The organism is Curtobacterium sp. P97, assembly GCF_023712445.1.
Taxonomy (GTDB): Bacteria; Actinomycetota; Actinomycetes; order Actinomycetales; family Microbacteriaceae; genus Curtobacterium.
The window spans coordinates 194,476-217,308 of sequence record NZ_JAMAYF010000003.1; the positions used below are offsets into that span (position 1 = coordinate 194,476).

General features: G+C 73.0%; 20 protein-coding genes. 11 read left to right on the forward strand and 9 right to left on the reverse strand.

The window, feature by feature from the left end; translation table 11 throughout:
- Positions 1-136: 136 nt before the first annotated feature.
- Complete coding sequence (locus M3677_RS04290) at positions 137-3,451, reverse strand: ATP-dependent DNA helicase (protein WP_251159863.1); 3,315 nt, start codon at positions 3,449-3,451, stop codon at positions 137-139.
- Entirely contained in the window at positions 3,448-6,603 is a 3,156-nt protein-coding gene (locus tag M3677_RS04295) for a UrvD/REP family ATP-dependent DNA helicase (protein WP_251159864.1), read from the reverse strand. Before M3677_RS04295 ends, M3677_RS04290 begins: the two co-directional genes overlap by 4 nt.
- Before the next feature lie 117 nt (positions 6,604-6,720).
- Between M3677_RS04295 and M3677_RS04300 the strand changes: the two genes are divergently transcribed.
- Both M3677_RS04300 and M3677_RS04305 read left to right on the forward strand, forming a co-directional pair.
- The gene (locus M3677_RS04300; RefSeq protein ID WP_066657860.1) at positions 6,721-6,945 is read left to right on the forward strand and encodes a DUF3107 domain-containing protein; all 225 of its coding nucleotides are present in this window, start codon (positions 6,721-6,723) and stop codon (positions 6,943-6,945) included.
- Position 6,946: 1 nt separating this feature from the next.
- Entirely contained in the window at positions 6,947-7,243 is a 297-nt protein-coding gene (locus tag M3677_RS04305; protein ID WP_251159865.1) for a hypothetical protein, read from the forward strand.
- 82 nt (positions 7,244-7,325) lie between these two features.
- Here the strand turns inward: M3677_RS04305 and M3677_RS04310 are convergent, their stop codons facing one another.
- Positions 7,326-8,042, reverse strand: a complete 717-nt coding sequence (locus M3677_RS04310; protein WP_251159866.1) for a ferritin-like fold-containing protein — start codon at positions 8,040-8,042, stop codon at positions 7,326-7,328.
- Positions 8,043-8,146: 104 nt separating this feature from the next.
- Here M3677_RS04310 and M3677_RS04315 point away from each other — a divergent pair, with 104 nt between their 5' ends.
- Positions 8,147-9,643, forward strand: a complete 1,497-nt coding sequence (locus M3677_RS04315) for a DEAD/DEAH box helicase (RefSeq protein ID WP_251154714.1) — start codon at positions 8,147-8,149, stop codon at positions 9,641-9,643.
- A gap of 91 nt (positions 9,644-9,734) precedes the next feature.
- Here M3677_RS04315 and M3677_RS04320 read toward each other — a convergent pair whose 3' ends face one another.
- The gene (locus M3677_RS04320) at positions 9,735-10,616 is read right to left on the reverse strand and encodes a PHP domain-containing protein (protein WP_251159867.1); all 882 of its coding nucleotides are present in this window, start codon (positions 10,614-10,616) and stop codon (positions 9,735-9,737) included.
- A gap of 61 nt (positions 10,617-10,677) precedes the next feature.
- On the opposite strand from M3677_RS04320, the gene M3677_RS04325 reads away from it, so the two are divergent.
- Both M3677_RS04325 and M3677_RS04330 read left to right on the forward strand, forming a co-directional pair.
- On the forward strand, positions 10,678-12,162 hold the full coding sequence (locus tag M3677_RS04325) for an aminopeptidase P family protein (protein ID WP_251159868.1): 1,485 nt from the start codon (positions 10,678-10,680) through the stop codon (positions 12,160-12,162).
- A gap of 15 nt (positions 12,163-12,177) precedes the next feature.
- A complete protein-coding gene (locus M3677_RS04330) occupies positions 12,178-12,687 on the forward strand; it encodes a GNAT family N-acetyltransferase (RefSeq protein WP_081985226.1) in 510 nt (169 codons plus the stop codon).
- 115 nt (positions 12,688-12,802) lie between these two features.
- Here M3677_RS04330 and M3677_RS04335 read toward each other — a convergent pair whose 3' ends face one another.
- Entirely contained in the window at positions 12,803-13,705 is a 903-nt protein-coding gene (locus M3677_RS04335; RefSeq protein WP_251159869.1) for a general stress protein, read from the reverse strand.
- A 157-nt stretch (positions 13,706-13,862) separates the two neighbouring features.
- Here M3677_RS04335 and M3677_RS04340 point away from each other — a divergent pair, with 157 nt between their 5' ends.
- The 4 genes from M3677_RS04340 to M3677_RS04355 are packed head-to-tail and all read left to right on the forward strand — an operon-like array spanning position 13,863 to position 17,786.
- Positions 13,863-15,182 (forward strand): CBS domain-containing protein, encoded by a 1,320-nt coding sequence (locus M3677_RS04340; RefSeq protein WP_251159870.1) that lies wholly within the window; start codon positions 13,863-13,865, stop codon positions 15,180-15,182.
- Positions 15,166-15,732, forward strand: coding sequence for a DUF1003 domain-containing protein (locus M3677_RS04345; RefSeq protein ID WP_251159871.1), 567 nt, complete (start codon positions 15,166-15,168; stop codon positions 15,730-15,732). Before M3677_RS04340 ends, M3677_RS04345 begins: the two co-directional genes overlap by 17 nt.
- Complete coding sequence (locus tag M3677_RS04350; protein WP_251159872.1) at positions 15,725-16,891, forward strand: P-loop NTPase; 1,167 nt, start codon at positions 15,725-15,727, stop codon at positions 16,889-16,891. Before M3677_RS04345 ends, M3677_RS04350 begins: the two co-directional genes overlap by 8 nt.
- 43 nt (positions 16,892-16,934) lie before the next feature.
- Entirely contained in the window at positions 16,935-17,786 is an 852-nt protein-coding gene (locus tag M3677_RS04355; RefSeq protein ID WP_251159873.1) for a bifunctional 2-polyprenyl-6-hydroxyphenol methylase/3-demethylubiquinol 3-O-methyltransferase UbiG, read from the forward strand.
- A gap of 18 nt (positions 17,787-17,804) precedes the next feature.
- Here the strand turns inward: M3677_RS04355 and M3677_RS04360 are convergent, their stop codons facing one another.
- On the reverse strand, positions 17,805-18,185 hold the full coding sequence (locus M3677_RS04360; RefSeq protein WP_066652853.1) for a twin-arginine translocase TatA/TatE family subunit: 381 nt from the start codon (positions 18,183-18,185) through the stop codon (positions 17,805-17,807).
- Between the two features lie 64 nt (positions 18,186-18,249).
- Here M3677_RS04360 and M3677_RS04365 point away from each other — a divergent pair, with 64 nt between their 5' ends.
- On the forward strand, positions 18,250-18,882 hold the full coding sequence (locus M3677_RS04365; RefSeq protein ID WP_251159874.1) for a class I SAM-dependent methyltransferase: 633 nt from the start codon (positions 18,250-18,252) through the stop codon (positions 18,880-18,882).
- Positions 18,883-19,055: 173 nt separating this feature from the next.
- Here the strand turns inward: M3677_RS04365 and M3677_RS04370 are convergent, their stop codons facing one another.
- Entirely contained in the window at positions 19,056-19,226 is a 171-nt protein-coding gene (locus M3677_RS04370; protein ID WP_017887054.1) for a DUF3117 domain-containing protein, read from the reverse strand.
- 145 nt (positions 19,227-19,371) lie between these two features.
- Here M3677_RS04370 and M3677_RS04375 point away from each other — a divergent pair, with 145 nt between their 5' ends.
- Positions 19,372-20,514, forward strand: a complete 1,143-nt coding sequence (locus M3677_RS04375) for an AI-2E family transporter (protein ID WP_158407733.1) — start codon at positions 19,372-19,374, stop codon at positions 20,512-20,514.
- Here M3677_RS04375 and M3677_RS04380 read toward each other — a convergent pair.
- The gene (locus M3677_RS04380; protein ID WP_251159875.1) at positions 20,493-21,731 is read right to left on the reverse strand and encodes a hypothetical protein; all 1,239 of its coding nucleotides are present in this window, start codon (positions 21,729-21,731) and stop codon (positions 20,493-20,495) included. The genes M3677_RS04375 and M3677_RS04380 overlap by 22 nt on opposite strands.
- The gene (gene dapE, locus M3677_RS04385; RefSeq protein WP_251159876.1) at positions 21,728-22,810 is read right to left on the reverse strand and encodes a succinyl-diaminopimelate desuccinylase; all 1,083 of its coding nucleotides are present in this window, start codon (positions 22,808-22,810) and stop codon (positions 21,728-21,730) included. The genes M3677_RS04380 and dapE overlap by 4 nt, the downstream gene beginning before the upstream one ends.
- Positions 22,811-22,833: the final 23 nt, after the last annotated feature.

The window sequence follows — 22,833 nt, forward strand, 5'->3', positions numbered from 1 at the left end:
CCCCGCGCCTCCCGTCCGACACGGCGTCGGTCCACGTGCCGCAGCGGCCCAGCCCTGATCCGGCCGGCCGACGCACCGGGCCCGGCCGGTCGACGCACCCGGCCGGTCGACGCACCCGGCCGGTCGACGCACCGGATCAGCCGAGCGCCTCCTGCCAGGCGCGCTCGAGACCGGCACGGTCGAGCAGCGCCGTGGGCCGTACCTCGAGGTCGTCCGCGACGAAGTAGAAGACGGCGTCCACCTCGTCGACCGGTCGCCCGGTGAACTCGGCGTACGCCACCCGGTACAGCGCGAGCTGCAGCTGCCGCGCGGCCAGGTCCGCCGTGCCGGTCGGTGCCTTGCCGGTCTTCCAGTCCACCACCTCGGCGCGACCGTCGATCTCGTACACCGCGTCGAGCTTGCACACCACGCTGTGCCCGAGGAACGGGATGTGGATCTCGCGCTCGACCTCCACCGGGGTCAGGTCGGCCCAGCGTGACCGGGCGAAGGTCGCCTGGAACGCCGCCAGTCGTCGTGCGTCGTCGTCGGTGACCGCGGCGTCGGTCGAGGCGTCCACGGCCTCGTCCGCGTCGAGGTCGCGTTCGTCGTCCCACAGGTCGAGGGTCTCGAGCGAGCCACCGCTGCGCGCGCGCTGCTCGACCCACTGGTGGAAGAGCGTGCCGAGCCTGGTCGCACGGTACGGCCGCTCCGGCATGGGCCGGCGCAGGCGCTCGGCGACCGCGTCCGGCTGGCCGATGTAGTCCTTGAACCCCGAGGCCGGGACACGGTGCGGGATCGCGACGCGGCGCCGGTCCGACCGTGCAGCCTGCCGCTCGGCGAGCAGCAGGTCGATGTCCGCCGCGAAGCGCCCGGCCGCACCGGGGTTCGCGTTCCGGACGCGCTCGGCTGCCGCGAGGACCCGGGCACCCCGCTGCCCGAACGGCACGTGCGGCCAGGTCTGGGTCGCCCCGTCCCCGCCGAGGGGGTTCTCCTCGTGCACGGTGCCGTCGGGGACGGCGTCGGCAGCGACGACCCCTGCCGCGACGAGGTCCCGGAGGTACCGACTCGGCGGCGTCGGCTTGACCCCGCCGGCCCACGACGACCCGGACACGAGCAGGTCGTGCCGTGCCCGCGTCAGCGCCACGTAGGTCAGCCGACGCTCCTCGTCCTCGTTCCGGGCCTTCACCTGCTCCTTGTAGGCCTCGATGGCGTCGACGACGCCCTTCTGGTCCGCGTGCCCCCGCCACTCGAGCCGCGGGAGCTCGTCGGCGTCCCCGCGGAACTCGTACGGCAGGCGGCCGAAGCCGAGCCACCCCGAGGATCCTTCCTGCGGTCGGGCGGGGAGCGCGCCCTCGACGAGCCGCGGCACCGCGACCGCGTCCCACTCCAGGCCCTTCGACCCGTGGATCGTCAGGATCTGCACCGTGCCGGCCTCCGGCTCCTCCGACCGCGGGCCCATGTCGTCGCGGCGGGCGGCGGCGTCGATCCAGCCGAGGAAGGCACCGAGGTCGGCGCGGTCGTCGGTCGTCACGAACCCGGCGAGCTCGTCGACGAACGCGTCGAGGAAGGCGGCGCTCCCCTGCTCGTGGGCGGCGACCTCGACGTCGAGCCGCATCTCCTGCACGACCAGGGTCACGAAGTCGACCAGGTCCCCGGCCGCCCGGGCCCGGAGCGCGGCGAGCTGCTGCCCGAGCTCGCGCATCCGCTGGCGGCCGGCGGGACTGATGCCCTCGAGGGCGCCGTGCTCGTCGGGGGCGCTCGCGACGAAGTCGAGCGCGTCGACGATCGATCCGTGCTCCCCGGCGGCGACGGACGCGCGGAACGCCGCGGTCAGCTCGTCGTCGAGGCGCTGCTGCGTGTGGTCGCGGCGGAACAGCCAGCGGGCGAGTTCGTGCAGCGCGGCGACGTCGGCGGCACCGACCCGCCACCGTGCGCCGGCGAGCAGGCGGATGAGGTCGTTGCCGGCCGCCGGGTCGTGGAGCACCCGGAGACACGCCACCAGGTCGACGATCTCGGGTCGCTGCAGGAGGCCGCCGGTGCCGAGCACGTGGAACGGCACCCGGTGTGCACCGAGCGCGGCGGTGAACGCCGACAGGTCCTTCCGCGAGCGCAGCAGCAGCGCCATCGAGCCCTCCGGCGAGGCACTCCGGCGGTCCGCGAACCAGCGGGCGACCGCGTCCGCCTCCTCGGGCAGGGTCTCGGGGAAGACGGCCGTCACCGTGCCGGCGTCCGCACCGGGTCGCGGCGCGAGTCGCTCCACGGCGACCTCCGACGCAGCCGACAGCGGGTCGACGACGGCGTTCGCGCCGGCGAGCACGTCGACCGGGTTGCGCCAGCTCGTGGACAGGGCGAAGGTCACCGGCGCCGGCGTTCCGGCACCGTCCGTCCCCGCGACCGGTGCGACCGGTGCGTCCGCGAAGTCGCGCGGGAAGCGGGCCAGGTTCGCCGCGCTCGCCCCGCGGAAGCCGTAGATCGACTGGTGCGGATCGCCGACCGCCATCACCGGGTGTCCGCGGAAGAGCCGGGCGAGGAAGCGTGTCTGCACCACGGAGGTGTCCTGGTACTCGTCGAGGAGCACCACACGGAACCGGCTCCGCAGGTCGTCGACCACCCGCGGGGCGGACTCGGCCGCGGCGAGCGCGAGGGCGATCTGGTCCGAGAACTCCACGAAGCCGCGGTCGACCTTCTGCCGTCGGAACTCCTCGACGAGGTCGACGAGCGGCTCCAGCGCTCCGATCGCTGCGACGGTGTCGGTCACGGCCTTGTAGGGGTTGCCCCTGGCGTTCCCGGGCAGCTCGAGCAGCGCACCGAAGTCGATCGCGAAGCGACGCAGGTCGGCCGGGTCGACGAGGTGCTCGGACACCGCCCCGGCGAGGGCCACGACGGCAGCGGTCACGGTGTCGACGTCGCGGTCGAGCCCGGCGAGCCGGTCGTCCCGCGCACCGACGACCACCCGACGGGCGAGCTGCCAGGCGGAGGGCTCGGTGAGCACCTGGGACTCGCCGTCACGGCCGACCAGCAGGGCGTTCTCGCGGAACACGGCGTTGGCGAACGCGTTGTAGGTGGAGACCGTCGGGGCCTCGAAGGCGTCGCCGGCGGTCAGGAGCCCGACGTCCTCGAGCGCACGGATCCGGTCGTTGATGCGCACGGACAGCTCACCGGCCGCCTTGCGGGTGAACGTCAGCCCGAGCACCTCGGCCGGACGGACGAACCCGTTCGCGAGCAGCCACACCACCCGCGACGCCATCGTCTCCGTCTTGCCGCTGCCGGCTCCCGCGACGACGAGCGCGGGAGCGAGCGGCGACTCGATGACCGCACGCTGCTGGTCGGTCGGGCGCGGTCGGCCGAGGGCGTCGGCGATCGCGTCGGCATCGTGGATCGCCGGGGGCGCGTCGGCGTCGTGGGCCGCCGGGGGTGCGGCGGTGTCGACACCTGCGTCGGCCCCGGGCTGCGTGTCGGTACCGGTCGTCACCAGGTCACCTCCCCCACCACGTGGATGCGGCACTCGACGCCGGTCCGCGCCCGGTCGCAGTGGTCGTCGACGTTCGCCAGGAAGGTCCGGCCGGCCATCCCCCGCGCGACGGCGTGCAACCGTTCCCGGTAGGCCTCGCGCGCCTCGTCGTCGAAGGCGTGCTGCGTGCGCTCCGAGTACGCCTGTCCCGAGCGGGGGTTCTGCACGAAGACGAGTCGGGCGTCGGCCATCGGCGCGCCCACCGGGACCCCCTCGACCGCGCCGTCCTCGACCGCGAGCTGGTACGCGCCGAGCTGGGGGTGCTCCGGCATGTCGTTCTTCTCGCTCGGCATGGAGCGGCCGGTCTTCAGGTCGACGACGCTGACCCGCCCGTCGGGGTCGACCTCGATGCGGTCGATGCTGCCGCGCATCCGCGCCGGCCCGGTCACGAGTGCGAACGACGTCTCCGCGCCGAGCAGCCGTCGACCGGCGCTCGCGAACGTGCGCAGGTAGTCGCTGAGCCCCTCGATCATCCGCCGGGTCCGCGCGCGTTCGCGGTCGGCGACCCACGGCGACTCGAAGGTCAGCTCGTCCCAGCGCCCCTCCACGTGGTCCCACAGCGACTCGACGTCGACCGCGGTGGCCTGCTCCATCGCCTCGTGGACGATCGTCCCGATGCCCATCGCCGGGCTCGGCGCGCTGCCACCGAAGGTCTGCACGAACCAGTGCACCGGGCACTCCTCGAAGGTGCCGATGCGCGAGGGCGACACCGCGACCGTCGGGGCGACCGGCTCACCGTCCTCGTGCTCGGGCGCCGGCGGGGCGTCCAGGTCGACCAGCGGGTCCTCCGTCGTCGGCTCGGCCGTCCCGTACCACTCGTCCGGTGACGCACCGGCGACCCCGGCCTCGGCGAGCCGTGCGAGGGCGGATGCGGCCTCGTGGTCGCCCGAGGCGACGACGCGGCGCCGCAGCGAACCCGCCATGCCCCGGAGCGACAGCGGGTGCACGGTCGGTTGCCGGTCCGGCGGCACCGGGACGAGCCGGACGAAGGGCGACGGTGCCTCGTCGTCGTTGGCGACCGTGCCGATGACGACCTGGGTGGTGGCGCGGGAGACGGCGCGGGCGAACAACCGGAGCTCGTCCGCGATGACGGCTGCCCGGTCGTCGACGGTCTGGTCGTCGACGCCGGCGGCTGCGCGGACCAGCCCGTCCGGGTCGAGCAGGCTCCCGCGCACCCGGGTGTTCGGCCAGACACCGTCCTGGAGCCCGAGCACGACGACCACGTCGCACTCGAGCCCGATCGTGGCCGAGGGGGTGAGCACGCGCACGCGGCCGGCCGTGCGGTCGGGGCCGATGGAGTCCTCGGGCAGGTCGGCGCCGAGCAGGTCGTCGACGAACACCCGCGCGGGCGCGTCCGGGGTGCGCTCGACGAAGCGCTTCGCCGCGGTGAAGAGCCCGACGACGGCGTCGAGGTGCCGGTCGGCCTCGGCGGCCCCGACACCTCCTGCCGCGGACTGCCCGCCCCAGGCCGTCGCGAGGCCGCTGCGCTCCCACAGTCCCCACAGGATCTCCTCGATGCTGGCGTCCGCGGCGGCGTCCGCCCGCGCCTGCACGAGGCTGCGGGCGAGTCGGGTCGCGCGTCGGGCGAAGCCGGCGTCGACGGTGGCGAGCCGTTCGGGGGCACCGAGCGCCTCGACGAGCAGCTCGTCGGCGGTACGGGTCCCGCCGCCCGCGAGTTCCTCGCGACGCAGGGCGAGCCGGAGACGTCGCATCGCCAGGGTGTCCAGGCCACCGAGGGGTCCGGTCGCGAACGACGTCGCCAGGTCGGCACCGAGCGGGAGCACCCCGAGCGCGACCGCGGCGGCGTCGAGCAGCGCCCGGGCAGCGCTGTCGTCACGCGGGCGCACCGGAGCGGCGCCGGCCGTCGCGGGCACCTCGGCGACGGACAGGGCACGCACGAGCTCCGGGATGGCCGCTCCGCTGCGGGTGACGACGGCCATCCGGTGCCACGGCACGCCGTCCAGCAGCCGGTGTTCACGGAGGCGCCGGGCGACGGCGACGACGAGCGCCGAACGGCTGCCGGCCTCGAGGTGCAGCACGGCGTCGCTCCGGGCACCGGTCGTCGACGCGACGGCGGTGCGCTGGCGCCCGGCCGCGGCTGCCCCGATGCGCGCCGTCACCGCGCCGACGAGCTCCCGGACCGGTACCGCGTGCCGGTGCACCGTGCCGAGCACGACCTCGTCGACGCGCGCCACACCGAGCCGAGTGGCCAGGCGTCCGAGCACGTCCGGCTCCGCACCGCGGAACGCCGAGGCCGCGATGTCCGGGTCCCCGAAGGCCACGACCTGCACCCCGGAGCGGGCGAGCGCCCCGAGCAGGGCGGCCTCGCCCTCGACGAGTTCCTGCGTGTCGTCCACGACGACCAGGCGCAGCGCGGCGACACTCGCCGGGACCTCGTGTCGCAGCACCGCGGCGGTCGCGAACGCCACGAGCTCCGCAGCGTCGAGACTGCTGCCACGGAAGGCCGTCACCGCTGCGCGGTACTCGTCCACGAAGTCACCGACCGCGCGCCACTCGGGGCGACCGCGCTCGTCGGCGAGCTCCCGCATGTCCTCGGGCTCCACCCCGGCGGCCACGGCGCGCATCATCACGTCGCGGAGTGCCGTGCGGAAGCCGGCCCGTTCCCGTACGACGGCGGTGATCGGCGCCGGCCACTCCGGTCCGACCCCGTCGGTCTCGTGCCCCGCGAGCAGGTCGGCGATGATGCGGTCCTGCTCGCCACCCGTGAGCAGCGTCGGCGGCTCCTGCCCCTGCAGCGCGGCGGCGTGCGCGACGACCTGGAAGGCCAGGGAGTTGACCGTCCGGGCGAGCGCGCCCGGGACCGCCCGGTCGACCGCGGCCGCCAGGCGATCGCGGAGCGCCGTGGCTGCGGTGCGGGCCGAGGTCAGCGCGAGCACCGTGGCGTGACCGTCCGGCGAGACCGCGTCCGGGCGGGACAGCCGGTCGGCGACGAGCCGCGCGAGCGTGGTGGTCTTGCCCGTGCCCGGCGCGCCGAGCACGGCGGCGTGCCGGCCCTCCGGCAGCGCGAGCACGGCGTCCTGCGCGGGGTCGGCGACGAGCGGGCGGACGACCCCGACGTCCTCGGGGAGGGTCGTCAGCGTGGTCCTGGGCACGCGGACACGGTACCGAGGACGGCCGACAGCAACGCTCGACGCACCGGGACCGCCGCTGGCGGTGCGCCCCCGGCGAACGCCCGGGCCGACGCGGTACCGCTCGGATACGCTGTGCTCGTGGACATCAAGATCGGCATCATCAACAGCCCGCGCGAGATCGCCTTCGAGACCGCCCAGAGCGCCGAGGAGATCGAGCAGGCCGTGGCAGCGGCCCTCGAGTCGCAGTCGACCCACCTCTCCCTCAAGGACGAGAAGGGCCGCCGGTTCATCGTGCCCGTCGCCTCGCTCGCCTACGTCGAGGTCGGCGCAGAGGAGTCCCGCCGCATCGGCTTCGTCGCCTGACGTGGAGCTGCTCTTCGCCGTGCTCGGCGGCCTCATCGCGGGGGCCGTCGCGCACGTCGTGGTGCCGTGGCGCTCGACGCGCGGCGCACTGCTCGGACCCGTCGTCGGCGGCGTCGTTGCGGCCGTCGTGTGGGAGGCCCTGACCTGGGCCGGTTGGCCGTACGACGGCGGATGGATCTGGGTCGTGGCCCTGGTGGGTGCCGGGGTCGTCGCCGTCGTGACCGAGTGGGTCCTGGGTCGTCGTCGCACGGCCGCAGACGAGCACGCCTTCGAGCGCGCACGCACCGAGCGCCTCTGACCGAGCGGGCCCGAGCGAGCGCCCCCAGCGCCCCGGGCCGTCGACGCGGCCCGCGCCCCGGGCTGTCAGCGCGGCCCGCACCTCAGGCGGTCAGGCCGAGCGCGTCCATCCGCCGTGTGTGCGCAGCGATGAGCTCCGTCCACACGGGCTCGAGCTTCTCCTGGTCCTCACGGGCGTGGACCGCCAGCGCCGACCGTGCCACGAGCAGCGTGTCCCCCACGAGCCGCCGGCCCCACATCGCCAGGCGCGACCCGACGCGCGGGTCCTGCTCGATGTGTGCTGCCAGCTCCTCGACGACCGCGGGTTCCTCGCGCGCGTCGAACACCGTCCGCAACCGCTGCCGGACGTCGAGCGGCAGCGACCGGAGCAGGTTGCCGAAGAGGTCGTTGAGGATCCCTGCCGTCACGTAGCCCGTGAGCATGGACTCGTACCAGTCAGCGCCGCTCGTGCGCAGCAGGAAGCGGTCGATCGCCTCGCGGTGGGGCTCCATGAGCTCCGCGGGCGCCCACCCGCCTCGTTCGATCTCGGCGACGATCGTCCGGTGCCGCTCGAGCGCGGTCGTCGCGAGCACGCCCGTGACGAGCCGCCCGGCCATCGTCGGCGCCGCGGCACCGGCTCGACCCATCGTCTCGTAGAGCGACAGCTGCAGGTAGGCCGCCTGCCCCAGGTACACGTCGAGCTCGGGACTCACGTCGTCCAGCTGCAGGCGCTCCACGGGCTTGGCGTTCCGCGGGTTCCGCGACGCCAGCCACGCGGCGGCGAGCTGCGCAGCGCGCTTCCGGTTCCACCACGACACCACGCCCCAAGCATACGGGCCGCGGGCACCACTCCCGCCCGGCGGGCGCTGTCCTCGCCCGCCGTCGGTAGACTGGCCTGGACTTCCACCAGGACTAAGGTGATTCTTTGACTTTCGCAGACCTCAACATCGAGCAGGACATCGTCGACGCGCTCGCGACGAAGGGCATCGCCGAGCCCTTCCCGATCCAGCAGCAGACGATCCCGCTCGCCCTCACCGGCCAGGACATCATCGGCCAGGCCAAGACGGGTACCGGCAAGACCTTCGGCTTCGGCCTGCCGCTGATCCAGCGTCTCGGCGCCGACCCGGAGCACGGCGTGAAGGCGCTCGTCGTCGTCCCGACCCGCGAGCTCGCGGTCCAGGTGACCGAGGACCTCGAGCTCGCCACCTCGAACCGGTCGACCACGATCGTGTCGATCTACGGCGGCAAGGCGTACGAGGGCCAGATCGAGCAGCTCAAGGCCGGCGCGCAGATCGTCGTCGGCACGCCCGGTCGCCTCATCGACCTGCAGCGCCAGCGCCTGCTCGACCTGTCGAAGGTGCAGGAGGTCGTGCTCGACGAAGCAGACCGCATGCTCGACCTCGGCTTCCTGTCGGACATCGAGCGCATCTTCCAGGCCGTCCCCGCGGTGCGCCACACCATGCTCTTCTCGGCGACGATGCCGGCTCCGATCGTGGCGCTGGCCCGCCGGTTCATGACGCGCCCGGTGCACATCCGCGCGACGGACCCCGACGAGGGCCTGACGCAGGCGAACATCAAGCACGTCATCTACCGCGCGCACTCGCTCGACAAGGACGAGGTCATCGCCCGCATCCTGCAGGCCGAGGGCCGCGGCAAGACCGTGATCTTCACGCGCACGAAGCGCGCCGCCGCGAAGCTCGTCGAGGAACTGAAGGACCGTGGCTTCAACGCTGCCGCCGTCCACGGCGACCTCAACCAGGAGCAGCGCGAGCGCGCGATGGCGGCGTTCAAGGCCGGCAAGCGCGACGTGCTGATCGCGACCGACGTCGCGGCGCGCGGCATCGACGTGGACGACGTCACGCACGTCATCAACCACACCATCCCGGACGACCCGGACACCTACCTGCACCGCGCCGGCCGCACCGGTCGTGCCGGCAAGACGGGCATCGCGGTCACCTTCGTGGACTGGGACGACCTGCACAAGTGGACGCTCATCGACAAGGCCCTCGAGTTCGGCATCCCCGAGCCCGTCGAGACCTACTCGTCGTCGCCGCACCTGTTCGCCGACCTCGACATCCCCGCCGGGACGAAGGGCCGCCTGCCCGGTGCGCCCTCGCACGCGGCCGAGGCAGGTTCCTCCGCCGGCCGTGGCGCGCAGCGGACCGGTGACCGTCGCGGCTCCGAGCGCAGCGGTGACCGCCAGGGCGGCTCGCGTCCGCGCTCGCGCACCCGGTCGGGAGGCTCGTCCGACGCCGTCACGTCGGCTCCGGCCGCCGACTCCACGGGTCCCGACGCCGCGCAGCCCGCCGGCGAGGGCTCGACCACCGACGGGGCCGCGAAGCGCCGTCGCCGTCGTCGTCGCCGCAGCGGTTCCGCCGAGGCGACCACCTCGGCACCGCAGGGCACCGGCGAGGGCGAGTAGCGCCTCCCGTCCGAAGGCCCCGTCACCCACGTGACGGGGCCTTCGTCACGTCCGCGTGCCTGCCCGCCGGGGACCCCGACAGGGGCGGACGTCAGGCCAGGCGGGAGCCCGCGCCGTGCACCGGGTCGCTGCCGGTGGCCTGGTCGACGATGGCGTCGAAGGAGTGCCGCGCGGTCCGGTGCTCGCCGAACCGGTTCGGCTTGCCGGTGCCGTGGTAGTCGCTCGAGCCGGTGACGAACAGGTCGTAGCGACCGGCCCAGTCGAGCAGCGTCCGTTTGCCGTGGGCGAGGTTCTCGCGGTGGTCGACCTCGAGCCCGCCGAGGCCGGCGTCGACGAGGTCACGCAGCATGGGCTCGTCGATCACGATCCCGCGCGAGGACGCCGCCGGGTGCGCGATCACCGGCACGCCACCGGCACCGCGGATGAGCTCGACGCCGCGCAGGGGCGTCGGCGCCTCGTGCGGTTCGTAGTAGCCGGAGGCCGGGTGCAGGATCCCGCGGAACGCCGCGCTGCGATCCGGCTCGAGCCCCCGGGCGACCAGGGCGTCGGCGATGTGCGGGCGCCCGATGGTGGCGCCGTCGCGCGCCTGGGCGAGGACGTCGTCCCACGTGATCGGATGGTCGCGACCGATGCGCTCGACCATGCGCCGTGCCCGCGCGAACCGGCCGTCGCGGATCCGGGCGGTCTCCGCGACCAGGGCCTCGTCGGTCGGGTCGACCAGGTAGCCGAGCACGTGCACGCTCCGGTGGCCGACGCGGGTGCTCAGCTCGAGGCCGGGGAGCAGCGACATCGGGCGGTCGCGGACGGCGGCGGTCGCCTCGTCCCAGCCGGCCGTCGTGTCGTGGTCCGTCAGGGCGACGCCGTCGAGGCCGGCAGCAGCGGCGGCAGCGACGAGCTCCGCCGGCCGCTCGGTGCCGTCGGACACGCTCGAGTGGGCGTGCAGGTCGATGAACGGATCGGGCACGTCGACCATGCTACCGACAGGTGAACAGCCGCTCAGGCCGGAGGGTCAGCTCGGTGCGATGATGGGTGACATGGCCGACACCACTCCTCGCGCGACGAGCAACCGATCCACCACCCCCGGGTCCTCGACCTTCAAGGACCACATCGCGTCGCAGTGGGCGGACCGGGAGCGCCCCACCCCCGAGCCGCGCGAGCAGTCGGCCTTCGCGGCAGAGCGACGTGCTCGCATCTCGGAGCTGCACCCCGGACGCACGATCGTCGTTCCCGCGGGTCAGGCGAAGGTGCGGTCGAACGACTGCGACTACCCGTTCCGTCCGCACTCGACCTTCGCGCACCTGACCGGCTGGGGCACCGACACGGTCGTCGGCTCCGTCCTGGTGATGACCCCGAACGGGTCCGGTCACGACGCCACGCTGTACTTCCGCGCCACGGCCGGCCGTGACTCCGAGGAGTTCTACGCGAACCCCGAGATCGGTGAGTTCTGGGTCGGGCCCCGCCCCTCGCTCGACGAGGTCGCCGCCGACCTGGGTCTCGCGACGGCCGACCTCGGCGCCTTCGCCGGGGTGGCCGACGGCCTCGATGCATCCGTCCTGCTCGTCCGCGATGCCGACGCCGAGCTGACGCGCGCCCTCGACACCCGACTCGGCACGACGGTCGGCGGTGCGGACGCCGTGGACGGGGCCCCGGCGACCGAGGACGTGCTCTCCCGTGACCTGTCCGAGCTCCGGCTGGTCAAGGACGCGTACGAGGTGCGCGAGCTCCGGAAGGCCGTCGAGGCCACGGGGTCGGGCTTCGACGACGTCATCGCCGACTTCGACGCCGTGCTCGCGCACCCTCGCGGCGAGCGCATCGTCGAGGGCACGTTCAACCGTCGCGCACGAGCCGACGGCAACACGGTCGGCTACGACACGATCGCCGCGTCCGGCCACCACGCGTGCATCCTGCACTGGACCCGCAACGACGGCGCGGTGCAGCCGGGCGACCTGATCCTGATCGACGCCGGCGTCGAGGTCGACTCGTTCTACACCGCCGACATCACCCGGACGCTCCCCGTGTCGGGCACCTTCACCGACGTGCAGCGCATGGTCTACGAGGCCGTGCTCGAAGCCGCCGACGCCGCGTTCGCGATCGTGAAGCCGGGCATCACCTTCCGCGAGGTGCACGCCACCGCGATGGAGGTCATCGCGAAGAAGACCGCCGAGTGGGGCTTCCTGCCCGGTACGGCCGAGGAGTCGCTGCAGCCGGACAACCAGTTCCACCGCCGCTACATGGTGCACGGGACGAGCCACCACCTCGGGCTCGACGTCCACGACTGCGCGAAGGCGCGTCGCGAGATGTACATCGACGGCGTCGTGCAGGCGGGCATGGTGTTCACGATCGAGCCCGGCCTGTACTTCCAGCAGGACGACCTGACCGTGCCCGAGGAGTTCCGCGGCATCGGCGTCCGGATCGAGGACGACGTCCTGGTGACCGAGGACGGCGCCGAGAACCTGTCGGTCGGCATCCCCCGGACCCCCTCGGAAGTGGAGGGGTGGATCGCCCGCACCGGCCGCTAGCCTGAGCGGGTGACGATGCCCGACGCCTCCCCCAGCACGACGTCCGCCCCGACCGACGGCCCGATCGCGCCGCGCGGGCTGGTGATCGACGTCGAGCACTTCGACTCGCCCGACGCACAGCGGCTCCGTGCCGCTCAGCGTCTGGAGATCGACCGGGCCTACGGCGGGGACACCGAACCGGGCGAGAAGCCGACGGCCGACTCGATCGCGGTCTTCTTCCTGGCCCGCGACGAGGACGGCACGCCCCTCGGCTGCGGTGGCCTGCGCCTGGTGCAGGACGGCATCGCCGAGGTGAAGCGGATGTACGTGCGGCCGGAGTCCCGCGGGGCCGGTGTGTCGAGCGCGATCCTCCGTCGCCTCGAGGAGGCCGCGATCGACCTGGGTTCCCCGGCGCTCGTGCTCGAGACCGGCGACGAGCAGAAGCGCGCGATCGGGTTCTACGAGCGCGAGGGCTTCCGCCGCATCGCGCAGTTCGGGCCGTACGTCGGAGCGGCGCGGTCGATGTGCTACTCGAAGGTGCTTTGACCACCGAGCCCTGACCGGCGACCCCTGACCGGCGCCCTGACCGGTCACGTGCCGCAACGCAGGACGCCCGCGTCGACGATCGTCGACGCGGGCGTCCTGCGGTTCGGTCCCTCCGTCAGCCGCGCTCGCCGTCGCGGCGGTCGTCGGGTGCCGAGCCGGGTCGCTGGTCCGCACCGGCGGGGCGCTCGTCGGCTCCGTCGACGCGCTCCCCGTACTGCGGGGGCTGGCCCGGTCGTGACTGCGGGACACGCGGGTCCGACGTCGGCGCCGGCTGCTGCGCCGTCTGCGGGGTCTCGCCGTACCGGGGGCCGTCGTTGGTCCCGTACCGCGGACCGGCGGCCGACGGGCCGGACTGCTGCGGGCCTCCAGGCCGGTGCTGCTGCGGCTGCTGCGGCTGGTGCGGCGTCGCGTGCCCACCGTAGGGCGAGCCCTGCTGGGGGCCCGGACGCCACGGCTCCTGGCCCTGGGACGGACGGGCCTGCGAACCCGGCGCGCCAGGCTGCGGAGCGTCGTTCCAGTGCGTCGACGGCGTCGCGCCGTGCTGGCCGAGGATCCGCTGCGCCTGGCCGGTGAGCTGCGGGTCGACGACGATCTGGTAGTTCGTGGCGAGCACCTGGTGCACGCTCGTGAAGTCCCGCTGCCGCTTCGTGATCGCGAACGAGACGATGCCGTACAGCATGCCGAACGCGGCACCGATGATCGCCGCGGCGATGATCAGCCCGCCCGCCGTCGGTGAGAACAGCGTCAGGACGATGCCGAAGAAGATGCCGAGCCAGAGACCGGAGAGCGCGCCCGCGATGGCCGCACGGCCGTAGGTCATCTTCCCGGTGACGCGCTCGACGGTCTTCAGGTCGTTGCCGACGATCGAGATCTTGGCGACGGGGAAGTCCGCCTCGGCGAGCTTCGCGACGACGCGCTGGGCATCGGGGTAGCTGTCGTAGGTGCCGAGGACGTCCCCACGCGGCAGCGTCGGGAAGGCCTGGGCGGTGCGTCCGGCGAACGGGCTCTGGTTGCTCACCCAGCCATCATCCACCGGGCACCTTGCGATCACACGTGCGCCTCCCGGGAACCTCCGGGACAGGGGCGCAGCGGCTGGTGCACCGAGCCGCGCGTCCCCTCGGTGTGCGCAGGGTGCGCTCGTCCCCGGCCCGCGCGGCAGCGACTACGCTGGACGGGTGAGCGCCACGAAGGTCTTCGTCGCCCGCCTCGCCGGGTGCTCCGTCTTCGACCCCGCGGGCGACCGCGTCGGTCGCGTCCGGGACGTCCTGGTCGTGTACCGCCGCGTCGACGCCCCGCACGTCGTCGGGCTCATCGTCGAGGTGCCCGGCAAGCGCCGCATCTTCCTCAGCATCGGCCGCGTCACGTCGATCGGCGCCGGTCAGGTCATCACCACCGGCATCGTCAACATGCGTCGCTTCGAGCAGCGCGGGGGTGAGGTGCGCGTCATCGCGGAGATGCTCGGCCGCAAGGTCCTGCTGACGCGCGACCGCATCCGCGCCACGATCGAGGACGTCGCGATCGAGGACCGCGGACAGGGCGACTGGGAGGTGTCGCAGCTCTTCCTCCGCAAGCCGAAGACGACGCCGTCGCCGTTCGGCAAGGGCCCGACGACGTTCGCCACGTGGAACGAGGTCACCGAGGACGAGCTCCCCGGCGAGGCCCAGTCCGCCGAGCACGTCATCGCCGCCTACTCCGACCTGGTCCCGGCCGACCTGGCGTCGACGCTGCTCGACCTGCCCGAGGAGCGCCGGTTCGAGGTCGCCGAGGAGCTCCCCGACGACCGGCTCGCCGACGTGCTCGAGGAGATGCCCGACCAGGAGCGCATCGAGATCCTGACCCGGCTCGCGGACGCCCGCGCAGCCGACGTCCTCGACCAGATGCAGCCCGACGACGCCGCAGACGTGCTCGCGCAGTTCCCCGACGACCGGAGCGAGGCGCTGCTGCAGCTCATGGAGCCGGAGGAGGCGCAGGACGTCCGCATGCTCCTCGAGTACGAGCCGGACACCGCGGGTGGTCTCATGACCACCGAACCCGTCATCGTCTCGGCGGACGCGACCGTGGCCGAGGGACTGGCGCTCATCCGCCGGCACGAGCTCGCCCCGGCGCTCGGCGCGAGCGTGTGCGTGGTGCTGCCGCCCTACGAGCCGCCGACCGGTCGGTTCCTCGGGCTCGTGCACTTCCAGCGCATGCTCCGGTACCCGCCGAACGAGCGCCTCGGCACGCTCATCGACCAGCAGACCGAGCCGGTCCGCGTCGACGCGAGCGCGGCCGAGGTCACGCGCGTGATGGCGACCTACAACCTCGTGTCCGTCCCCGTGGTCGACGACGCCCACCGTCTGGTCGGGGTGGTGACGATCGACGATGTCCTCGACCACGTCCTGCCGGACGACTGGCGAAGTCACGGCGAGGGGGATGCCCCCTCGCGACTCCGCCAACGCCAGCGCAAGACGCCCGTGACGACGGGGAGGAGGACCACCCGTGGCCCGAACGGATGACAACCGCCAGGAGCGACTCGACTCGCCGAAGGGCATGCGCACACGCGTGCTCCCGACCCGCCGCCGTGGTCGTGGCGACACCTTCGGTCGTGCGACCGAGGGCATCGCCCGCGGCATGGGGACGCCCTGGTTCCTGGTCGGTCTGACGCTCTTCTGTGCCCTGTGGATGGGCTACAACACCCTGGCGCCGAAGCCGCTGCAGTTCGACTCGGCTGCGATCGGCTTCACCGCGCTCACCCTGGTGCTCTCACTGCAGGCCTCCTACGCGGCACCGCTCATCCTGCTCGCGCAGAACCGGCAGGACGACCGCGACCGCGTGCAGTTCGAGCAGGACCGCCAGCGCGCCGAGCGCAACCTCGCCGACACCGAGTACCTGGCCCGCGAGGTCGTCGCCCTCCGCCTGGCGATGCGGGAGATGGCGTCGAAGGACTTCATCCGCGCCGAGATCCGGTCGCTGCTCGAGGAGCTCGACCGGCGGGACGCCGAGGAGGCAGCGCTGCGCGCCGACTCCGTCGACGACGGTGAGGGAGCGACGAGCACGCGTGGCTGACGGCACCGCAGCGACGCCCGACGAGCAGCTCGGCGCCGCGGTCCTCGCTGCGCTCGGTCGCGTGATCGACCCCGAGATCCGCCGCCCCGTCACGGAACTCGACATGATCCGCGGGGTCGACGTCCGGCCGGGAGGCTCGGTGCGGGTCGACCTGCAGCTCACGATCGTCGGGTGCCCCGCCGCCGACACCATCGAGCGCGACGTGCGGTCGGCCGCCGGTTCCGTGGACGGCGTGCACCACGTCGAGGTCGACGTCGACGTGATGAGCCCGGCGACCCGCGCCGCCCTCACCGAACGCCTCCGTGCCGGCCGGCCGCGCGGCGTGCAGTTCACCCCGGACTCCCTGACCCGCGTGATCGCCGTCACGAGCGGCAAGGGCGGGGTCGGGAAGTCGACGGTCACCGTCAACCTGGCCGTCGCGCTCGCAGCGGCCGGTCAGCGGGTCGGCATCGTCGACGTCGACGTGCACGGCTTCAGCGTGCCCGGCCTGATGGGGTTGACCGACGACCACGGCGTCGCACCCCGGCCGACCCGCGTCGACAGCATGATCCTGCCGCCGGTCGCCCACGACGTGAAGGTCGTGTCGATCGGCATGTTCGTCGACGACGTCTCGACCGCGGTGTCCTGGCGTGGACCGATGCTGCACCGCACGGTCTCGCAGTTCCTGACCGACGTGTGGTTCGGCGACCTCGACGTGCTCCTGCTCGACCTGCCGCCCGGCACCGGCGACGTGGCGATCTCGGTCGGACAGCTGCTCCCCCACGCCGAGGTGCTCGTCGTCACGACGCCCCAGGCCGCGGCCGCCGACGTCGCCGAGCGGAGCGGGGTCGTCGCACGGCAGACCGGGCAGAAGGTCATCGGTGTGGTCGAGAACATGGCCGGGCTCGTGCAGCCCGACGGCAGCGTCCTGCACCTGTTCGGCGAGGGCGGCGGCGACGAGACCGCCGCTCGGCTCTCCCGGGGGCAGGACGTCCCCGTGCCGGTCCTCGGCCGCGTCCCCCTGTCGGTCCCGCTCCGGGAGGGCGGCGACGGCGGCGTCCCGGTCGTGCTCGGCGCCCCGGAGGACCCCGCCGCGGTCGCCCTGCGGTCCGTCGCCGAGACCATCACCACGATGGGACGGGGCCTGGCCGGACGGAAGCTCGGGCTCAGCCTGTCCTGAGCGATCGTCGCGCACGGGCCGATGCGCCCGCTAGCGTGGCCGCATGGACAGCTCCGACCACGTCAGCGTCGACTGGGACGCCGCCCGCGCGACGAACCGCGCGAACTGGGACGACCGGGTCCCCATCCACGAGGGCGCGTACGACGTCGCCGCGCTCGACGACCCGGCACACCGGTCGGACGTCGTGCGCGACGACCTGCCCGCGCTCACACCGTGGCTGCCCGGCGGCACGCTCGCGGGGCTCGACGTCTGCCACCTCCAGTGCCACATCGGCACCGACACGGTCTCGCTGGCCCGCGAGGGTGCACGCCTCACCGGGGTCGACTTCTCGGCACCGGCGCTCGCGTCAGCAGCGGCCCTGGCCGACCGGCTCGGCCTCGACGTCACGTGGGTGGAGACCGACGTCCTCGACGCCCGCGCGGCCGTCACGGGCGACTTCGACGTCGTCTACACGAGCATCGGCACGATCTGCTGGCTCCCGGACCTCGACCGCTGGGCCGCGCAGGTCGCGGGGCTCCTCCGGCCGGGCGGGGTGTTCTTCATCCGCGACGGACACCCCGCGCTGTACGCCCTGGACGAGGACGCGCCGGAACTCGCGACGCGACACCGGTACTTCCCCGACGGCACGGCCCAGCAGTGGGAGGACGCGGGTACCTACGTCGGCGAGGGCACCGTCGCGAACACCCGGACGTACGAGTGGCCGCACCCGCTGTCCGAGGTCGTCAACGCCCTGCTCGGCGCCGGACTGCGTCTCCGCCGTCTGGACGAGGGGCGCACCCTGCCGTGGCGGTTCAGCCCGCGCATGGAGGAGGACGGCAACGGTTCGTGGGTGTGGCCCGCCCCGGACCGCGACCGGATGCCGACGACGTTCACGATCGTCGCGACGCGTGATTGAGAACGGACGGGAGCCGCCTCAGGTCGCCTCGGTGTCGAAGGGGGCCGGCTCGCCCTCGGCGAGCGGCACCACCGGCGCCGTCGCACGCACCTTCGACGCGGTGACCTGCGCGGTCTCCACCGCGGCCGTGCTGCCGGCGGCGGTGCCCCCGGAGTCGAGCAGGGCGTCGCGGATGATGCGACGGGGGTCGTACTGCCGGGGGTCGAGCTTCTGCCAGTCGACGTCGTCGAACTCGGGGCCCATCTCCTCGCGCATGCGGTCCTTCGCGGTGTCCGCGAACCGGCGGATCGCCTTGACGAACTCGGCGAGCTTCTGCGCGTACATCGGCAGGCGCTGCGGCCCGAGCAGCAGCACCGCGATGATCCCGATGATCAGGATCTTGTTGAAGTCGATGGACACGGCAACGAGCGTAACCCGTCCCACTGCGCCGCACCCGTAGAGTTGTCTCCCGAACGGAGTGTGCGTGTCAGAGAAAGAGTCGAACTGGAAGTTCGCCGAGGACATCGTCTCGGAGCCCGAGGTGATCGCCCGAGCGCGAGAGCACTCCCTCGAACTCGGGGTCGAAGCCGTCTCCCCCGCGATCGGCGCCCAGATCGCCGTGGTCGCAGCGGCATCGCGCGCGACGAGCATGATCGAGATCGGCACCGGGCTCGGCGTCTCGGGGCTCTACCTGCTGCGCGGCGCGCCCGATGCGACCCTCACGACGATCGACGTCGAGATCGACCACCAGCAGTACGCCCGTGACGCCTACGTCGCCGCCGGCACGGCACCCTCGCGCGTCCGGCTCATCCCGGGTCGGGCGAACCAGGTGCTGCCCCGGATGAACGAGGCGTCGTACGACGTCGTCCTCGTCGACGCCGACCCCGAGCACGTGATCGAGTACGTGGAGCACGGACTCCGCCTCGCGCGCGTCGGGGGCACCGTGCTCGTGCCGCACGCGCTCTGGCGCGGTCGCGTCGCGGACCCGGTGCGTCGGGACCGCGCGACGACGGACTTCCGACTGCTGCTCACCGAGGTCTCGACCTCGGGCGCGGTGCGGAGTGCGCTCTCCCCCGCCGGGGACGGGCTGCTGCAGATGACGAAGGTCTCGGCCTGACCCGCCGGACGTCCTGACCCGACGGACGTCCTGGACCGACGGACATCCTGATCCGATGGACGTCCTGGATCGACGGACGTCGCGGCCCGGTCTGCCGGTTCCGTCGGCCACGACGCACACGAGAGGCCCGGAGCGTACGCGCTCCGGGCCTCTCGTCGTGGTGCGTCGACGGACTAGGCGGAGACGACCTCTGCCAGTGCGTCGTGGAGTTCCTTGGCCTCGGCGTCGTTGACCGAGACCACCAGGCGGCCTCCACCTTCGAGCGGAACCCGCACGATGATGAGTCGACCCTCCTTGACAGCCTCCATCGGCCCGTCACCGGTCCTCGGCTTCATCGCTGCCATCAGATGTCCCCTTTCGTGCAGAAGATGCAGGCCCATTATCCCGTACCGAGGGGGCAACTGCGAAACCGCCCAGGTTGGGGGTGTCGGAATGCGACGTTCTCGCGGCTCCGGGTGGTCACCTTGGCGTGTGCCGAACATCCGCTCCATGCTGCGTCCACAGGTCGATCCGGTCGTCGAGGCGGTGCCGAGGGGCATGCGCATCGCCGGAGCGTTCTCGTGGCGCTTCCTCGTGGTGGTGGCTGCCCTCGCCGTCGTCGTCGCCCTCGTGGTCCTGCTGCAGGACATCCTCGTGCCGTTCCTGGTCGGGCTGCTCGTCTGCGCACTGCTCGCCCCCTTCTCGGCGTTCCTGCAACGTCACCGGTGGCCGAAGTGGCTCGCCGTGCTCACGGCCTGCATCTCGGTCGTGGTCGTCCTCGGTGTCCTGGCGCTCGTCGTGACGGCGCAGATCCGCTACGACCTGCCGACGCTCGAGCGTCGACTGACGAGCAACGTGCAGACCTTCCAGACCCTGCTCGCGTCCGAGCCGTTCGGCATCACCTCGGCGCAGGTCACGAAGTACCTGGCGGAGGCGACGAAGTTCCTGCAGACCCACGTCGCGTCGATCCTGTCCGGGGCCGCCGAGGCGGGCAGCGGGCTGGTGCACGCGCTCGAGGGGCTGTTCATCGTGGTGTTCACGACGATCTTCGTGCTCATCGACGGCCGCCGGATCTGGTCGTGGGTGGTGCGGATCTTCCCGCGACGCTCGCGCGGGCGCATCGACGCCGCGGGACAGGCGGGGTGGAAGACCCTCACCAGCTTCATCCGCGTGCAGCTCGTCGTCGCGGTGACGGACGCACTCGGCATCGTCATCGGCGCGCTCGCGCTCGGCCTGCCGCTCGCCGTCCCGATCGGCGTGATCGTGTTCTTCGGCGCGTTCGTCCCGGTGGTCGGGGCGATCGTCGCCGGCATCGTCGCCGTGCTCATCGCGCTGGTCTTCAACGGACTGGTCCCGGCGCTGGTCATGCTCGCCGTGGTGGTGGTGGTCCAGCAGCTCGAGAGCCACGTGCTGCACCCGTTCCTGACCGGCTCGGCCGTCCGGGTGCACCCGCTCGGCGTCGTGCTCGGCGTGACCGCGGGCACCACGATCGCCGGCGTCGTCGGAGCCTTCTTCGCCGTGCCGTTCATCGCCACGGTGAACGCCATGGTGCACGCCGCGGCCGACTGGCGCCCGGGCGAGGACCCCTCGGCGACACCCGCCGCCGAGGACTCAGACGACCGCGAGGTCGATCACGGCGGCGTCCAGTCGTAGCCGTCGACCCACCAGCAGGTGTACAGCCAGACGAACTGCAGACCGAGACAGACCGCGACCACCAGCACCCGGTAGCCCGACGACCGCGGGAGGGCCACGATGCCGAGGAGCGGCGCGATCGGCAGCAGGATGCGCCAGGTGCTCGACTGCGGGAAGAACACGGCGAGCAGGTAGACGACGTAGGCCACGCCCCACAACCGCAGCTCGAGGCCGACGCGACGCACAGCGGGGTGCGCGACGAACACCGCGAACCCGACGAGCGCCACGGCGAGCAGGATCGCGCCCGCCGGCTGCCCGAACCACCAGCCAGCGCCCTGGATCCACGGCGCGAACGGGACGAGTTCCCGCCACCCGATGTACGACGAGCGCCAGGCGAGCTCGGTGTCGGTGTACGCCTTCGGGACCCCGGTCACCGCCCACGCGATCGCCGGCCATGCGAGTCCGACGAGCCCCGAGACCGCACCCACGACGAGTGACGGCAGAGCGGTGCGCAGGGTCGGCCGCTCCACCTCGCGCACCCACGACGGCCGGATCGTCCAGGCGGCCAGGAACAGCACCACGAGGAACGCGAACGCGAGCCCGGTCGGTCGGGTCATCCCGAGCAGCAGCACGACCGGCAGCATCGTCCACCAGCGGCGGTCGACCATCAGCAGCAGGGCGACCAGGAGCAGGAAGAGCCCCATCGCCTCGGCGTAGGCGACCTGGAACACGGCGGACACCGGCGCGACGCAGAACAGCACCGTGGCGAACGTCGCCCGGCCGTCGTCGAGGAAGCGGCCCATCAGCCGTCGGAACACCAGCGCAGCGCCCCACCCGGCGACCAGCGACACGGTGACCGCGACGGCCTCGAACGACGCCCCGGTCAGCACCATCAGCCCTCGGACGAGGAACGGGTACGCGGGCATGAACGCCCACGCGTTCTCGGCGACGTGACCCGCGGCGTCCACCGGCAGGGTCGACGGGTACCCGTTCGACGCGATCACCCGGTACCAGGCGCCGTCCCATATGGATGCGAAGGACAGGTACGACGGACGCGCGCCGGTGAACGAGTTGGCGGTCTGCACACCGGCGAAGGCCAGGAGCATCGCCCCCGTCACGAGCCGCGCGACCACGTAGACGACGGTGACCCGGACCCACCAGGGCACGAGCCGGTAGCGCGTGCGCCAGCGGCCGTCGCCGTGGAGCCCCGCGACGGTGCGCGCGGGGCCGGTGGTCACGCCGTCAGCCACCGACGCAGGCCGTCCTCGACCGCGGTGATCTGGTCGACGGGGACCTGCTCGTCGTCGTGGTGGGCGAAGACCGGCTCGCCGGGACCGTAGTTGACCGCCGGGACCCCGAGCGCCGAGAAGCGGGCGACGTCGGTCCACCCGTACTTCGGGCGCGGGGCCGGGCCGCCGACCGCTGCGACGAACTGCTGCGCGAGCGGCGCGTCGAGCCCGGGGCGGGCGCCGGCGGCGAGGTCGACGATCTGCACGTCGTACCCGGCGAAGAGCTCTCGGATGTGCGCGACCGCCTCGTCCGCGCTGCGCGACGGCGCGAAGCGGTAGTTCACGTGCACCATGGCCTCGTCCGGGATGACGTTGCCGGCGATGCCGCCGGTGATGCCCACGGCGTTGAGCCCCTCGCGGTACTCGAGCCCGTCGACCGTCACGGTGCGCGGTTCGTACGCCGCGAGCGTCGCCAGGATCGGTGCGGTCTTGTGGATCGCGTTGTCGCCGATCCAGCTGCGTGCGCTGTGGGAGCGCTTGCCGGAGGTCCGGACCTCGGCGCGGAGGTTGCCGTTGCACCCGCCCTCGATCTGGGCCCCTGACGGCTCACCGAGGATCGCGAAGTCGCCCGCGAGCAGCTCGGGACGGGTCCGCGCCAGCCGACCGAGGCCGTTCAGGGAGTCGCTGACCTCCTCGTGGTCGTAGAACACCCACGTGACGTCGACGTTCGGCTCGGTCAGGTCGTGCGCGAGCTTCAGCTGCACGGCGCACCCGGCCTTCATGTCGACCGTGCCGCGACCCCAGAGGATCTCGGTGCCGTCGTCCGCGGTCCGGAACTCGGTCGGCAAGTTGCCGTTGAGCGGCACCGTGTCGATGTGCCCGGCGATCACGACCCGGCGCTCGCGACCGAGCTGCGTGCGTGCCACGATCGCATCGCCGTCGCGCACGACGTCGAGGTGGGGCAGCGACGACAGCGCCACCTCGATCGCGTCGGCGAGGGGTCCTTCGTTCCCCGACACCGACTCGATGTCGCAGACGGCGCGCGTGATGTCGATGGACGAGGCGGTGAGGTCGAGCTGCTCCGGCATGCGGTCAGCGTACCGGCCGCTTC

Excerpts from the sequence above, each read along its gene's own strand:
- M3677_RS04355 (WP_251159873.1), top strand. The coding sequence starts at position 16,935 with ATGGACAGCTCCGACCACGTCAGCGTCGACTGGGACGCCGCCCGCGCG.
- M3677_RS04320 (WP_251159867.1), bottom strand. The coding sequence starts at position 10,616 with ATGGTCGACGTGCCCGATCCGTTCATCGACCTGCACGCCCACTCGAGC.
- dapE (WP_251159876.1), bottom strand. The coding sequence starts at position 22,810 with ATGCCGGAGCAGCTCGACCTCACCGCCTCGTCCATCGACATCACGCGC.
- M3677_RS04370 (WP_017887054.1), bottom strand. The coding sequence starts at position 19,226 with ATGGCAGCGATGAAGCCGAGGACCGGTGACGGGCCGATGGAGGCTGTC.
- M3677_RS04325 (WP_251159868.1), top strand. The coding sequence starts at position 10,678 with ATGGCCGACACCACTCCTCGCGCGACGAGCAACCGATCCACCACCCCC.
- M3677_RS04375 (WP_158407733.1), top strand. The coding sequence starts at position 19,372 with ATGCTGCGTCCACAGGTCGATCCGGTCGTCGAGGCGGTGCCGAGGGGC.
- M3677_RS04330 (WP_081985226.1), top strand. The coding sequence starts at position 12,178 with ATGCCCGACGCCTCCCCCAGCACGACGTCCGCCCCGACCGACGGCCCG.